At 41.2% G+C, this 14,770-nt stretch carries 18 protein-coding genes and 1 pseudogene; all 19 read right to left on the bottom strand.

What is annotated here, in order from left to right:
- Positions 1-200 precede the first annotated feature (200 nt).
- The 19 genes and pseudogenes from KB197_RS02195 to KB197_RS02105 all read right to left on the bottom strand — a co-directional run bounded on the left by KB197_RS02195 (position 201) and on the right by KB197_RS02105 (position 14,762).
- A complete protein-coding gene (locus KB197_RS02195; protein WP_000038635.1) occupies positions 201-596 on the bottom strand; it encodes a helix-hairpin-helix domain-containing protein in 396 nt (131 codons plus the stop codon).
- A gap of 95 nt (positions 597-691) precedes the next feature.
- The gene (locus KB197_RS02190) at positions 692-946 is read right to left on the bottom strand and encodes a DUF1912 family protein (RefSeq protein ID WP_000119706.1); all 255 of its coding nucleotides are present in this window, start codon (positions 944-946) and stop codon (positions 692-694) included.
- Between the two features lie 9 nt (positions 947-955).
- Positions 956-2,290, bottom strand: a complete 1,335-nt coding sequence (locus KB197_RS02185; RefSeq protein ID WP_033684792.1) for a DUF438 domain-containing protein — start codon at positions 2,288-2,290, stop codon at positions 956-958.
- Positions 2,290-2,523, bottom strand: a complete 234-nt coding sequence (locus KB197_RS02180) for a DUF1858 domain-containing protein (RefSeq protein ID WP_020903132.1) — start codon at positions 2,521-2,523, stop codon at positions 2,290-2,292. The genes KB197_RS02185 and KB197_RS02180 overlap by 1 nt, the downstream gene beginning before the upstream one ends.
- 265 nt (positions 2,524-2,788) lie before the next feature.
- Positions 2,789-2,971, bottom strand: a complete 183-nt coding sequence (locus KB197_RS02175) for a hypothetical protein (protein ID WP_212573708.1) — start codon at positions 2,969-2,971, stop codon at positions 2,789-2,791.
- Position 2,972: 1 nt separating this feature from the next.
- Positions 2,973-3,737 (bottom strand): annotated as a pseudogene (locus tag KB197_RS02170) (hypothetical protein).
- Positions 3,738-3,881: 144 nt separating this feature from the next.
- Complete coding sequence (gene rbfA, locus KB197_RS02165; protein WP_001273601.1) at positions 3,882-4,232, bottom strand: 30S ribosome-binding factor RbfA; 351 nt, start codon at positions 4,230-4,232, stop codon at positions 3,882-3,884.
- A gap of 251 nt (positions 4,233-4,483) precedes the next feature.
- Positions 4,484-7,282, bottom strand: a complete 2,799-nt coding sequence (infB, locus tag KB197_RS02160) for a translation initiation factor IF-2 (protein ID WP_004261097.1) — start codon at positions 7,280-7,282, stop codon at positions 4,484-4,486.
- A gap of 16 nt (positions 7,283-7,298) precedes the next feature.
- Positions 7,299-7,598, bottom strand: coding sequence for a YlxQ-related RNA-binding protein (locus tag KB197_RS02155; RefSeq protein WP_004261094.1), 300 nt, complete (start codon positions 7,596-7,598; stop codon positions 7,299-7,301).
- Positions 7,591-7,884, bottom strand: coding sequence for an RNase P modulator RnpM (rnpM, locus tag KB197_RS02150; RefSeq protein WP_000857557.1), 294 nt, complete (start codon positions 7,882-7,884; stop codon positions 7,591-7,593). The genes KB197_RS02155 and rnpM overlap by 8 nt, the downstream gene beginning before the upstream one ends.
- A 21-nt stretch (positions 7,885-7,905) precedes the next feature.
- Entirely contained in the window at positions 7,906-9,042 is a 1,137-nt protein-coding gene (nusA, locus tag KB197_RS02145) for a transcription termination factor NusA (RefSeq protein ID WP_000032285.1), read from the bottom strand.
- 43 nt (positions 9,043-9,085) lie between these two features.
- Positions 9,086-9,565, bottom strand: a complete 480-nt coding sequence (gene rimP, locus KB197_RS02140; protein ID WP_001808691.1) for a ribosome maturation factor RimP — start codon at positions 9,563-9,565, stop codon at positions 9,086-9,088.
- Between the two features lie 126 nt (positions 9,566-9,691).
- On the bottom strand, positions 9,692-10,327 hold the full coding sequence (gene trmB / locus KB197_RS02135; protein ID WP_001266106.1) for a tRNA (guanosine(46)-N7)-methyltransferase TrmB: 636 nt from the start codon (positions 10,325-10,327) through the stop codon (positions 9,692-9,694).
- Positions 10,324-11,118 carry a cell cycle regulator CcrZ gene (gene ccrZ / locus KB197_RS02130; RefSeq protein WP_000362999.1) on the bottom strand — a complete coding sequence of 265 codons (795 nt, stop codon included), beginning with the start codon at positions 11,116-11,118 and terminating at the stop codon, positions 10,324-10,326. Before ccrZ ends, trmB begins: the two co-directional genes overlap by 4 nt.
- A gap of 160 nt (positions 11,119-11,278) precedes the next feature.
- The gene (locus KB197_RS02125) at positions 11,279-11,890 is read right to left on the bottom strand and encodes a CPBP family intramembrane glutamic endopeptidase (protein ID WP_125456200.1); all 612 of its coding nucleotides are present in this window, start codon (positions 11,888-11,890) and stop codon (positions 11,279-11,281) included.
- Positions 11,891-11,916: 26 nt separating this feature from the next.
- Positions 11,917-12,165: an immunity protein BlpZ gene (blpZ, locus tag KB197_RS02120; RefSeq protein ID WP_125458171.1), complete on the bottom strand. Its 249-nt coding sequence runs from the start codon at positions 12,163-12,165 to the stop codon at positions 11,917-11,919.
- 57 nt (positions 12,166-12,222) lie between these two features.
- Positions 12,223-12,627, bottom strand: a complete 405-nt coding sequence (locus tag KB197_RS02115; RefSeq protein WP_060627124.1) for a hypothetical protein — start codon at positions 12,625-12,627, stop codon at positions 12,223-12,225.
- Positions 12,628-12,987: 360 nt separating this feature from the next.
- Positions 12,988-13,344 carry a hypothetical protein gene (locus KB197_RS02110; RefSeq protein ID WP_084927026.1) on the bottom strand — a complete coding sequence of 119 codons (357 nt, stop codon included), beginning with the start codon at positions 13,342-13,344 and terminating at the stop codon, positions 12,988-12,990.
- Positions 13,345-13,412: 68 nt separating this feature from the next.
- Complete coding sequence (locus tag KB197_RS02105) at positions 13,413-14,762, bottom strand: sensor histidine kinase (protein ID WP_212573709.1); 1,350 nt, start codon at positions 14,760-14,762, stop codon at positions 13,413-13,415.
- Between the last annotated feature and the right edge of the window lie 8 nt (positions 14,763-14,770).

Below are 14,770 nucleotides of genomic sequence, written 5' to 3'. Positions count from 1 at the left end.
CCAAATTCGGGCAACGCCCGCAACTCTCGTCTTTAAAACAAAAAGACACTTTTATTTCAATTTTTCAGTCATTAGCAACCAGTTTTGACACATTTGTGGACTTCTCAGCGCCGCCACTTTCTGTAAAATGCGAGATTCAAAACACCTCTAATGGCTCTATTGTAGCAAGATTCTTTCGGAAATGCAAGGGACAAGAAAGATTACTTGAATTTGATGCCGTTTTCTTTCAATTTCTTGATGGTAGCTGGGCCGATTCCTTTCAAGGCAAGGAGTTCTTTTTCAGTCCAGTTTTTGAAATCTGAAGCAGACTTGATTCCTTCATCATAGAAGGTCTTAGCACGGTCAAGTGGAAGTCCACCCAAGTTTGCTGCAAAATCTTCTACAGAATTGGCTACTTTTTGAGCTTGCTCTTTGGTAGCTTCTACTGCTTGTTCAACTTTTTTAGAAACAGCCTTACCAGCTTGGCTTGCTGACTGTTCTGCACGTTTCACGACTTTTTTTGTCTCTTCTACAACCTTAGTCACAGTACTTGAAAAAGCACCTGCACGACGGAGGCTATTTCGTAATTGTTTTTTACGATTGAGTTTCTTTGACATGATAAAATCCTTTCAATAAAAAACCCCTGCTCTGACAAGGATTTAATATAAATATTCTATCAAGATTTTAGTAAAAAATCAAGAACCTATCTCGTTTAATAATTTCGCTCACCAAACAAGCCATCTGGCAAATCATGGAATCCCTTACCTGCTTTGAAGTTTTCAAACTTACCAAGCAAGAACTGATAAGCATCCAAGCGGCTTTCGTAGCGAATCATGGCATCTTTGGCACGCTCGTCTTGGTCCTCTTCGTAGACTTTTTGGCTTTCCTTGTGTGCCATGTCATTGATCATAATCTGGGTATTGACCCAAGCTTCAAATTCCTTCATAAATTCTTGTTCGTAACTCATTTTTTCTCCTTATTCTAATCCACGGAAATAGTCCGTGTCAATCTCACGGTAGGGCTGGATATCCTGAACATACTCCAGCACCCCTTGAAATTCTCCCTCTTCATCGTGCACTGCTGCGTAGGTGATGTGGACAAACTTACCTCGCGACTCAGACTTGAACCACATTTCATACTTGTCCTTAGTACCCTCACGAAGCCCCTTCATAATGGTCTTAACCTTGTCCAAATACTTAGGTGGATGACAGAGTTCAACATTGCGCCCAACTTGTGACGGCGTCCGTTTGAAAATCATCTCGTCAGTCGGCGTATTGTCATTATAATACTGGAAAATATCGTCTTTATTGACAAAAGTAATCTCCATAGGGAGGTGATTGAGAATGAGATTGGCCTGCTCGACCGAGAGATAGCCATTGCCAAAAGACTGTTGACTATGACGGTCCAGCACTGCTTCCTTTTCCTTAGGAGTAAAGGTAATTGTAAACTGACCTTCTGGCGTATCGATGACTTTCTGAACTTGACCCTCTACCGTTTCTAGCTGAATAGGCTCCTCTGCGCTCTTTTCCTCAACAAAACTCTGTCTTTCTGGCACCCATTTCTCAGACGGACGGATGATGGCATAGCCATAGGTATCGCTCTCCTCCGCAATCTGAAGCCAGTCATCCTGAGTAAAGGACTCAAGGAGAATCATGAGAAGGATGGACTCTTCCTTGAAAATCATACTTTCAAACTCTGTCGCAAAGGCTTCAAAAGCTTCTTTTACGCTGCTAATTGACACTTCTGGCAGTGACTCGGCTGTTGTTAGAGCTGTTTGAAAGAGTTCCCTAATCTGGTCATCCACTCCCCACATGACCTTAGGAGGGGAATCGTGTCCATAGCGCTCCATGATGGGGAAGAAGAGCTCTTCCTTACGCTGGTAGTGGATGTCAAATTGCCCCACAAGTCCCATCTGACGCACCAAACCCTTGCGCATCTCCGCAAGCATTTCTTCATCTTCCATAGACTCATAAGTATCTAACAATCTCCGAATGCGAATCAAGGCAGCGCGGAGAGCCAGATTTTCTTCCTTAAAGACACGAACTGGGTGCCCAGGGTGTTCGGTATCTGAAACTTCAACACCTTTAATAGCATTTTTAAAAAGATTGGCATGGACATCGCAGAGTTCCATGACATCTTCAAAGGTGACACCTGAGTCTGAGTTCATCAGCTCGTGCTCCATGAGGGAAATCTCGATGGCTGAGACACCCGCAAAGGTCGCATCAAAACGCTCCTGAATCGACTCAGGAGAGGCACCATTGTGCAATTCTAACAAAATATCCCGCAGGACATGAATCCGTTCATCTACCATTAGTCTAAACCAATCACTTCGTAGCCATTCGCTTCCAGTATGCGGACAATCTTGTCCATAGGAGTTCCTTCAAGCTTAGAACCCTGTTTAAGCGATACTTTGCGCCCAACGGTGTTGCGCATCAAAGGATTGGCTAGAGGTTTAAAACCCAGCTCCACTAGGATTTCCAAGACTTCTGGATGCTTGTCCACCACTTCTGCAACAGGAATTGACACATCGATGATATTATCCATGACGACCTCCATTGTATGTTCTAAAATGATTTTACTTCTTTCATTATACCATAAGGAAAGAGATTAAAAAACTAGCAGTAGAGTTCCTGCTAGTTCTCTGCGATTTGGATTACCATCTAGATAAGTTTAAAAAGCCAATCCAATATTTTAAATAATATCTTGTAAAACAGCAATTGGACCGCAAAAGAGATGATCATCCACAGGAATTTCATAATCCCAAAAATTGGTTTGATAAAAATAATAGCAAGAAGACCCAAAAAAAATTTCATTCTCTCTCCTCTGGCTTAATGAGCCACCGAGCCGTATCCATTAACTTGTCGGCAATAAAAAGTTTCCCCAAACCGACAACGGCATTATCATCTTTCTTTATCGTTTTCATTACTTTTATACCTTGCACGGTCAAAAAGTAATTCCCGTAAGTTTTAGCTAGAGTTTTTATGAGTCCCATATTACTCACCTTCGATGATTTCAGCTTCTTTTCGGATAGTATCAATATCTATTTGATACTGCCCTTCATTATAATTAACTAATTTGGATAATTCCTTTTGCAGTCTTTCCCCCATCGGCTTCATGGTCGCAAAGGTTAAGCCACCAGAAAGGACACCCCCTAAAATAGGAATCACTTTTCCCATTCCCTTTGTCAAGCTGACTCCAAAAATTTTCAAAACTTTCTCCAGAATAGGATACCAAAGTGTCTTTGTCAAAGCTTTCTGCGGAATCGTCTTCATCACATGCTTGGCAACTGTCACACCTCCAGAGCGAAGTAAAGCCCCTGCTCCATTTACCCCTAGCATGACACCGAGATAAAGCAAGAGTGTATTTTGAGCATCCTCGCTCAATTCATCACGGGATTACCAAAGATCATCAAATCCATAAATATAGCCTAGTTCTTGGGCCAACTTTAATGAAAAAGCATAAAACTGAACTACATCTGTTGGAATAGTGATTGCCATGGCAATACCGCCAGGTAAACCTGCCAAAATCGAAGTCCCGCTTGCTCGTAGAACATTGTCCTTAATACAGGTCTTAGCAACTCGATCCAAGCTTTCCTTTGTTAACAAAGAGGTCGGACCTTTTTCCGATAATGTAGCAATATCCTTTCGATCTAACTCTTTAGAAAATTTGTCAACTAAAAATTTTTCTCGATTAACTTTGACCATGGGTAATTTCACCACTTGTTGCAGCACTTGCATCGCTAACTCTTGTTTGCCCATCTCTATCTCCATTTATCATTCCTATTAAACTTTATCATATCATACTATGAGGTATTTACAAATTTTTTAAACTGTTTTTTTGCTAATACAGCTATTAATAGCTAGAAGAGTTCACCCACCAAAAAAGAGGGTTGCCCCTCTTCTTTAGTTCTTATCCAGATTGCGTAGCATTTCGTCAATCTTGTTTCCATATTCGATGGATTCGTCTTTGACGAAGGTCAAATCTGGGATTTTGTACAATTTCAAATTGCGACCAAGTTCACGTTTGATGGTGCCAGTTGCTTTTTCAAGCCCGATTTGAGCTTTTTGATTATCTGAAGCAAGGTTACTCAAAATGGTGTAGTAAACCTTGGCAACAGACAAGTCACCTAGCATCTGAACATCTGTGATGGTCACACCTTGGACACGTGGATCACGGACTTTCTTTTGCAAAATCTCATTGACTTCACGCTTGATTTCCATGCCCACACGATCCGTACGGAAATGATTTGCCATGATATTCCTTTCTCTACTTTGAACCAAAAGCTAGGCCAGCAGACCTAGCTATTTTTAAACTTATTGATTTTCATTTCAAATTGGAACGAAGTTCAATTTGAAATCATCTGCTTCTTTCGCCGTGGTGAAAGTTATGGAACTGATTTATCAGTCCCATAACAGGGGATTTTTGAGACCCTAGGCTCAAAAATAAGCAATGAAACCATTGGTTTGCTTGCGTCCCTCACCACCTAAGAAAGGAGCAAAAAATCTTATCGTTTGATTTCTTCCATGACATACGCCTCAATCACATCATCCATCTTGATATCATTGTAGCCATCAATCATCAATCCACCTTCACGACCGTTTGTAACTTCTTTGACGTCGTCTTTGTAGTGTTTCAAGCTTGCGAGTTCACCGTCATAGATAACAACACCGTCACGGATAACACGGACTTTAGAGTCACGGGTAACCTTACCGTTGATAACCATGAATCCACCGATAGTTCCCACTTTAGACACCTTGAAGGTTTCACGAATAACTGCTTCACCGATAACTTTTTCTTCAAATTCTGGATCAAGCATCCCTTTCATGGCTTCTTCCATCTCTTCAATAACCTTGTAGATAATGCTGTGAAGACGGATTTCCACATCGTCAGCTTCTGCTTGTTGACGAGCTTGTGGTGTAGGACGTACGTTGAAACCAACGATAAAGGCATTTGAAGCTTCGGCAAGGGTTACGTCTGATTCGTTGATCGCACCGACCGCTGAGTGAACGATGGTCACTTTGACACCTTCCACGTCGATCTTTTGAAGTGAGGCAGAAAGGGCTTCAACAGAACCTTGTACGTCGGCCTTAATGATAACGTTAACTGATTTGAGTTCACCAGCTTTAAGGGTATCAAAGAGGTTTTCAAGACTGACACGTTGGGTAGCTTGACGTTGTTTCATAAGGGCACGTTTGGCACGCTCTTCACCTGCTGCACGCGCAGATTTTTCATCCTCGTAAACGGCAAAGTGGTCACCCGCCATCGGTGCTTCATTCAAACCTGTGATTGAAACTGGTGTTGATGGTCCAGCAACCTTAACACGACGACCAAGGTCGTTGGTCATAGCACGGACACGACCGAAGGTATTTCCGACAACGATTGGGTCTTGAACATTCAAGGTACCTTGTTGAACAAGAAGGGTTGCGACCGCACCTTTTCCTTTATCCAAGCGAGCTTCGATAACTGTACCGATCGCACGCACTGTTGGGTCTGCCTTGAGTTCTTGGATTTCAGCCACAAGAAGGACTGTTTCCAACAATTCTTCGATATTTTGGTTGAATTTAGCTGAGATTTCAACAAATTCAGAATCTCCACCCCAAGCAGTTGACATAACCCCATGCTCTGCCAATTCACCGATAACGCGTTCTGGGTTAGCACCTGGTTTATCAATCTTGTTAATGGCTACGATGATTGGAACGTTGGCCGCTTTTGAGTGGTTGATGGCTTCGATAGTCTGAGGCATAACCCCGTCATCTGCCGCTACGACCAAGATCGTAATATCGGTAACAGAAGCACCACGCGCACGCATAGATGTAAAGGCCGCGTGTCCTGGAGTATCAAGGAAGGTAATCTTCTTGCCATTTTCAACGATTTGGTAGGCACCGATATGCTGAGTGATACCACCTGCTTCACCTGTCGCAACGCGAGAGTTACGAAGGGTATCTAGGAGTGTTGTTTTACCGTGGTCAACGTGTCCCATGATGGTTACAACTGGTGGACGCTCAACCAATTCATCTTCATTAAGATAGCCATCTTCGACAAAGAAACGTTCGATATCGGCATTATCCACTTCAACCTTTTGTTTGGCTTCGATACCATAATCCACCATGAGGAGTTCAATTGTTTCCCCATCCAAGGATTGGTTTTGTGTGGCCATGACACCCATCATGAAAAGTTTCTTAACGATTTCAGCCGGTTCACGTTTGATACGTTTTGCGATTTCCGCAACGGTCATACCATCTGTATATTCAAATTCTGTTGGCAATTCATGGAATTTACGCTCCGTAACAGGTTTTGGAGTCTGATTACGGTTGTTCTTGTTATTGCCTTTTTTGTTCTTTTTGTTGTTATTCCAGTTACTATTCTTTTGATTTCTCACTTGATTTTGACTACTTCGATTCTTTTGTTGTTTTCTAGGACCATCTTCTTCGTGATCATAATCATCACGTTCTTTGTCTGGTCGAGCTTGTTTTTTACGACGTGTATCCACTGGCGCTTCTTTAGCTACAGGAGCAAGTTCAACCACTGCTTGAACTTGCTGTTCTTGTTGCGCTTGTTCAGCTAACTTAGCCACTTCTTCAAAGATTTCCTCTGGCTCCTTGCGTTTGTTTGCTTGGGCCAAGGCTTCTTTGGCAGCCTGAGTCTGCTTGAAACGTTCCTCACTTGAACGTGCGTACTCTGCATTTTGCTCTGCTTTTAGGGCTGCTGCACGGGCTTTAAAGTCAATACGTGGAGCCGCTTGATGTGGACGTTTGTCCTCTTGTTGACGGCGCTCATTTCCACGATTTTGCTGACCTTGCTGTTTCTTAGCTTGGTCATTAAAGCGACGATTGTCGCGATTGCCTTGACCTTGTTTTCCACCATTACGGCCATCGTTTTTCTGACGGTTTCCGTTTTGTTGGTCACGGTTATTGCCCTTATTTTGCTTGCGTCGTTCTGCCTGTTCTTTGGCACGAGCTTCACGCTCAGCCTTAAAATTACGGCTTTGCGGTTTAGCTGCTACTTTTTCTGCCTTCGGAGCAACTTGCTCTGGCGCTTTTGCCTCTTCCTTAGCTACAGCTGGTTTAGCTGACTCAGATTTTTCGGCTTTCCTTTCTGCACTTGCTTTTGGTGCTGCAGGTTTTGCTTCTGCTTTCGGAGCAGCTGCAGGCTTAAAGCTGGCAGCGATTTTTGCAGCGACAGCTTCTTCCACACTTGATGAGTGGCTTTTCACATCCAAGCCCAACTCTTTTGCACGCGCTACAACTTCTTTACTTTCTTTTCCAAGTTCTTTTGCGATTTCGTACAATCTTTTCTTAGACAAATCATGTCCTCCTCTTCTATTCCATAAGAGACCTCATTTTCTTTGTAAATCCAGCATCTGTTACAGCCAAAACCTTTCTCGATTTCCCGACTGCTATGCTTAATTCCAGTGTTGAAAACACGGTTACAATTTCTACTTGATAATAATGACTTTTATCTTGAATCTTCTTGGTCAGATTGGGGGCAGCATCATGGGCTAGAAAGACCAACTTGGCCTTGCCGTCTTGAATGGCCTTGACCACCAATTCTTCACCCGATATGATACGCCCTGCTCGTTGAGCAAGTCCCAAGAGATTGCTTATCTTTTGCTTATTCAAGTCCTAACTCTCTTCTTTTCACTTTGTGATCCACATAAGCGATCAACTCATCATAAAAGCTTTCTTCCACTTCCATGTCAAAGCTACGGTTAAAGACCTTCTTCTTTTTTGCCTCTAGGGCTTCAGCATTGTCTAGCTTGATATAAGCGCCGCGGCCGTTGGCCTTGCCTGTCGGATCAATAAAGACTTGTCCTTCCTTGTTCTTGACAATACGGAGCAAATCACGCTTATCAATCACTTCGTTAGACACAACAGACTTGCGCAAAGGGATTTTTCTCGTTTTCATCTTTCCCTCCTCTAGCAGCTTTTATTCTTCTACAGTATCGTTTTCTGCTTCCAAATCTACCGAACCAGCTTCTTCCATAGCTTCAAATTCGCTAGCAGACTTGATATCGATACGGTAACCAGTCAAGTGAGCTGCCAAGCGAACGTTTTGCCCACGACGACCGATGGCAAGAGAAAGCTTGTTATCTGGAACAACCACCAAGGCACGTTTGCTGTCGTTTTCATCAAAGATAACTTGGTCAACTTCAGCAGGAGCAATGGCATTGTAGATAAATTCAGCTGGATCTGCTACCCACTCGATAACGTCGATATTTTCTTCGATTGGTACCATACGGTCGCTCTTAGCATCATAGCGAGCTGGGTGGAATTTGCTAGTGATTTTCTTGATGTTAGCTCCACCACGTCCAACGATTGTACCGATAGCGTCCACGTTTGGATTATGGCTACGAACAGCAACCTTAGTACGGTCACCTGCTTCACGAGCCACGCTCATGATTTCAACAGTTCCATCATAAACTTCAGGAATTTCTTGCTCCATCAAACGTTTGATCATTTCTGGATGGCTACGGCTAACAAAGACGTTGACACCACGAGGGTTATCTTCAACCTTGTAAACATAAACTTCGATACGATCATGAGAAGCAAAAACTTCCCCAGGGATTTGGTCTTGTTTTGACAATTGGGCTTCAATGCTGCCAAGGTTGACATAGATAAAGCGGTTGTCAAAGCGTTCTACTGTACCAGACATGATTTCTTGCTCATGTTCTTTGTAAGTATTGTAAGTGATGGCACGTGTTTGCTTGCGCATTTTTTCCATGATGGTTTGTTTGGCAGATTGGGCTGCTACACGACCAAACTCGGCAGGTGCTTCTTCAAACTTGATTTTGTCGCCAAGCTCATAGGCTGAATTAATGGCAAGAGCATCTTTCAAGCTGATTTCCAAACGGCTATCAAATACTTCATCAACCACTTCACGGACAGTATAAACTGTAAAGTCACCTGTTTTTTCGTTAAAGTCAATAGCTACGCTGTCTGATTGACCATAGCGTCTGCGATAAGCGGAACGAAGCGACTCTACTACTGCGTCGATGATATCTTCTTTTTTGATTCCCTTGTCTTCTTCCAAAATGCGGAAGGCCTCTAGCATTTCTTTACTCATGTTTTCTTCACTTTTGAATCCTCAAAAGCTATCCTTTCTTTTTCTATAATTTAACTGCTAAACGTGCTTTTGATACTAAACTGTATGGAATTTGGACGGTTTTCTTACGCGTCTTGTCCATATATTCCATGGTCAACTCGTCCTCTTCGAAGGCCAACAAGGTTCCTTCAAAGACCTTTTGCTTATCGATGGCTTGGTATAGCCCGACATGAATGTATTTCCCAACCGCTCCAGCAACGGCATCCTTGGTTTTTAAAGGACGTTCCAAGCCTGGACTGGTGATTTCTAGGAAATATTGTTCTGGGAAGGGATCTGGCTTGATAGTGTCTAGGACAGGACTAATAATTTCTGTCAAGTCTGCCGTGTCGTTCAAGGTAATTCCTTCAGGTTTATCTACAAAAATACTGAGAATCATGTCACTGCCAATCTTTCCATACTCGATATCCACGAGTTCGAAAGGAGCTTCTATGACAGGTTCTACAACTTCTCTGACTAATTCTACGATTGTTGCGATTGCGTCCACCTCCTCATAAGCAAGAGGCGAAGATATTTCCCCGCCTCTCTTTCTCATATTCTTACTATTAGTATAGCACGTTTGCCAACTTATGTAAAGCAAAAGCACTCATACTGCCTGATTTCAGGCTAATTCTTAAAATTCTGCCTCAACTCGGTAGATAACTTGCCCCTTGTTGGAGAATTTTTGCTCATATTCAGTCATGACATTGCCTTCAAAATCACTGGCATGTAAATCAAGCCAGACACCATTGAGCTTCATGCCATACTGAGAAAAGCTCACTAGGCTGTACTCAAATAAGCCACGGTTATCCGTCTTGAAATGAATTTCTCCATTTTCAGGCAAGATACGCTTAAAGGTATCCAAGAAGGTTTTGTAGGTCAAACGACGCTTTTCATGGCGTTTTTTAGGCCATGGATCTGAAAAGTTCAGATACAAGCGATCAATCTCACCGTCTTCAAAGTAGTCAGTCAAGTCAGAACCATCTACCCACAAAAGCTTGATATTAGGTACTCCAACTTCAAGCACCTTGTCCAAAGCGTAGCTCAAAACAGACTTTTGAATATCAATCCCGATATAGTTGATGTCAGGATTTTGCTTGGCCATACCTGAAACAAAGGCACCCTTTCCACTTCCAACTTCCACATGAATGGGATTGTCATTGCCAAACAGGTCCCGCCATTTTCCCTTGGCTCCCAAGGGATTGAGGACCACATACTGGGGATTTGCCTCTAGTAATTCTGTCGCCCCTTTACGATTTCTAACTCTCATCTTCTCTTTCCATACTTGTCTCGGAAGTGACGCAGGCCATGAATCTCCCGATTGACATTTTCTAAATCTTGGTTCATATAATACTTGGAAATCTGGCTCAAATAAGACAATTGACCGTACCAATACAATTTATTTAATACCGTTTGATTGTACTTGTAACCGTAGTAGGTCAACCATTCCTTCCACTGATGTTCTGGAATATAATGGCAGAGCATATGGGCCACATCAAACATGCGGTCGGTCAAGCGAACCGAATCCCAATCTACCAAATAAATCAAGCCACTGTCTGTCTCAATCCAATTACTATGTCGTACATCTCCATGGACAATAGTCGCATGATCCTCTCTAAATCCTGGAATAGTCTGACGTAAATCAGCCATCACTTCACTGATAAAATGATTTTTACGCAAAGCATCTGGAGCCGTTTCCTGCCAAGACTGTAGTAAATCTACAGGTGTTTCCATGGCATATCCCAACCGACTCAACTGTGTCATCAACGGACGTGAGCGATGAAGACGGGTTAAAATATTGACGATTTGTTTACGATTCATATCATAGGGGGTCAATATCTTGCCTGTCAACCATTCTTGAGCACACATATCACGCCCATCTGCCAAACGGCGACTCCATAATAATTGTGGAGCAATTTGTTCTCTAGCTAGACCAGGTAGGATTGGAGAGGTGTTCATTTTTACAAAGATGCGCTTCCCATCAGGATAGCTACCCATATAAGCCTTGCCACTTTTCCCAGGTATGGGAGTCAGTGTTAGCTCATTATCACCCAAATCCATTTCTTTCCTCCGTATAAAGTTTCCTTACTATTCTACTAGTTTTTGACCTATTCGTCAACCGCTCTAACCCGATTCTCAAAGAAAAGCCTCTGGATTGGCTTGGGTATCATTATAGAAAGAAAAAGGCAAGCACCGTCTTCTGCTTACCTTTTCATGATTTTTATAAATAATATAAGAGTGGCCAAGCATTGTAAAACATGTGAACTAGGGTAGAAACCCATAGGTTTTGACTCTTTTTATAAGCAAAGCCCAGCAACAAGCCCCCGAAAAGATAATAGCAAAACGAAGGAATATCATAAGGATCATGCATGAAAGAAAAGAGAGAGGAAGTCAGTACAAGCCCTAACCAAGAATTGTCAAAAACAGCACCCTGAAGAAGTCCTCTAAACAGGAGTTCCTCCTGAATAGGAGCCAAAACTGTGGCACTGACAATAAAGGAAAGCGACAGTCCTTTACTCGCTTCCTCAAGGTGTTGAGCCGAGGCGCCAGAAGCAACTGAGAAAAAGGCATGATAGCCTATATTTACCAGCACCGTGAGAAGAAAGATTCCAATGAAGAGTAAGAGTTGTTTCTTGCTTAACATCCCAAAAGAAATCATATCAAACCATCTCGCATAGCCAAAACTAAGGAAAAGCAAGAGACTCTTTACAACAATGAATGTGTACTGGTGTTGAAAATAATCTCCTTGATTAATAGAATATCCCGCTGCACCAACGATTGCAAAGACTAAAAATCCCAAAAACAAGGCATGACATTTATTGAAAATGGCCATAAAACTATCCTCCTCAACAAACTTCCCTACAACTCATCCTTTAACTCTAGCCTTTCCAAAACAAACCATTTGAGTATCCAAAATACTATCACATAACCACCCCCTAAGAAGATAGCTATTAAAGATAGCATGGGATTTAGGAAATAAAAGACCACCACAGATACAAAGGTTAGCACAAAAACATTAAAAGCAATGGTGTCAGAAGCCAAATCTAGAATATAGGGTGTCAACCGGTCTAAAGTTTTGGAATCTAGGAAAAATAAGTGTGTATACATGATGACCTCCTCTTATCAGACCATAGACTAGTCACAGATTAAGAAGAAAGTTCTTCCCTACTTTTTATAATATTTCAAACCCCAAATGAGTAGAAGCATGATAAGCAAGCAGAGAATAGCGCCAATATAGGCAATTAATTGTTGATAGAATTCTCCTGCTGTGATACCTCTATACAAACATATAATAGACATAAAACCTGTCAAGCCGATATACATAAGTTGATTGGTTCTAGGACTAACCAAATCATCATCTTCAAACTCTCTTATCCTCATCTCCCTTGTGAGGTAAACAGTGACCAAAATAGAAGCCAAGTTAATAACCACTAAGAGAAATTGGAAAACCAAGGAAAAATTTAAAAACTGACGAGATAGAAATAGATAAGTAGAGACAATCAAGGGCAACTGACCTAGGAACAATCTCGCAAGGAAGATGTTCCGTTTTTTAGCAAGAAAAGTTTTCATTTCTTTTCTCCTTTCTTTTTAGTTAAAGCAAGATAGATTATAACCGCAATGATATAAGCTATAGTATAAAATAGATGATACCAAATACTCTCCCTAAGCGGATAAAGAAGGATAGACATAATCAGATACAGAACGAAAATGATCAGTATTTTTTTCTTCATAAAATTTCCTCCCAAATGTATGCTTTATCTTAGTTTAGCTACAACCTTTACACTGCTAGTATAGCACTCATTTTATCCTTGGAACACTCAAATCATAAATGGTCATCAAAACATCTTGAATTGTAAAAAATTTAAAAAAGCAAGCATGAAAACATACTTGCCCTATGGGAATTTAACAATAATCGAAAACGATTCACCCTTACTTCCGTCTGTTCTCATATATTCTCATGATTGCAACAAGAATAGCAGCTGTCCCACTTGCCAAAGCGATAAGGGTAATGATAATGTTGAGGATTTCAGGCGTACTCCCTATTCTGTTGATAAGACGGAGTAGGGATATAACTGTCAACTGAATCAGGAGTATTGATTCTACTCTTACCATTGAAGTAAGTCTGTTTTCAACTGCATATAAAAAGGCTGGTAACATAACACAGGCTATAGCAATCACAAACAGGTTGCTCCCCGTTTCTTCTCCCTTATTCACCACGGAAATCATGAGAAGATTCGATGCTATGATCAACGTAGAACAGATGATAAAAAAGGATTTCTTATTCATATAGGATACCTCATATACTATGGCATTTTAATTGATGACTACAGGTAGTACTTTTTTACACAAGTCTTCTAATCATCAACTGACATCGAGTGAACTGTTAAAACTTGACGAAAGATTTGATTTTGACAGGTGGTATTTAGACTGGTATTAGGATGGCTTTCCACAATCTTCATGACGGTATAGAGACCAACTCCTCTCTCCTCCCCTTTAGAACTTGCTCCAAAGGAGAAGATTTCAGAAATATCGATGCCCTCTTCTTTGATAGAGTTTTCAATAATAAAGGTCTCTTGTTCTCCATTTTTTAAAAAGGCGATTGAAACATGAGGTTGACTGGCCTCTGCACTGGCTTCAATAGCATTGTCACAAAGGATGGACACAATGGTTAGAAAGTCAAGCAAGCTCATCCCCTCGACCTGAATCTCCTCAGGAACTTCGACATTAAAGATAATCTTCTTATCCCTAGCTTTTAGAAATTTCCCTGCTAGAAGACTTTTGAGGGCTTTATCACGAATATTTACCAATCGACCAAGGTCATATTTATTGTCATGTAATTTCTCACTGGAATCCTTTAAGACCGAGTCGTAGACCTCTTTTATCTGCTCCATATCCTCCTCTTCAATGCCCAGACGTAAGCTGGTCAAGAGGTTGGTATAATCATGACGAAAGCTCCGTACTTCTTTGTAAAGCTCCTCTATATGCCGACTATATCGCTCCATATCTCTGTAGCGCAAGGCCTGTTCTTGGTCCAATCTCTCATGGAGTTTGTCCTTCAAATAGGTATCCAATTTCTTAATAATTCCCATAAAAAAGAGCAAGTAAAAGACTAGGATGAGATGGCGAACAGTCTTTGATTGAATCCCCTGTTCATATTCAAAGTAAGACAGATTTTGTATCACCAAATAGTAAGCCCCCATTATCCAGTTAATCTTAGTAAGGGACTTTTGAAAAGCTTTATCTAGAATCTCCCTTCTCAAGTTAGTGAAATCATAGTCTAACCATTTCAAAAAGGCTAGAGAAATGAAGAAATTGAAAATTATTATACACAACCAAATCAAAGAGTAATCATCATGTACTTGCTCTTGTCCCAAAAATGGAAGCACAAAATAAGAAATACCTCTATAAAAGAGATTCACCAATATCATTGGAAAGAGACCATAAAAGAAAAGGAGTTTTTTAGGAAGCCCTCTTAACAATAAGAAAGACAAGCCTATACCGTACAAGGGTTCCGTAAAATAAGATAGGTAAGTATTTCCTACTATATAGTTAATCGTTACAAAAACGACTGCTAAAAGTAACTTAAAAAGAAAAGCTTTAAAAAATCTCTCCAGAGTTAGAACAATTCCATCCACCTTAAAAAATATAAACAATTCCAATCCAACTATCAAAAATGTATATACTATCTTCCAAACTATTTCCATTACATTAC

The organism is Streptococcus sp. 11-4097 (assembly GCF_018215285.2).
Lineage (GTDB): Bacteria > Bacillota > Bacilli > Lactobacillales > Streptococcaceae > Streptococcus.
The sequence above is the reverse complement of the archived record's forward strand: the minus strand, read 5'-3'. Positions and strand labels throughout refer to the sequence as shown.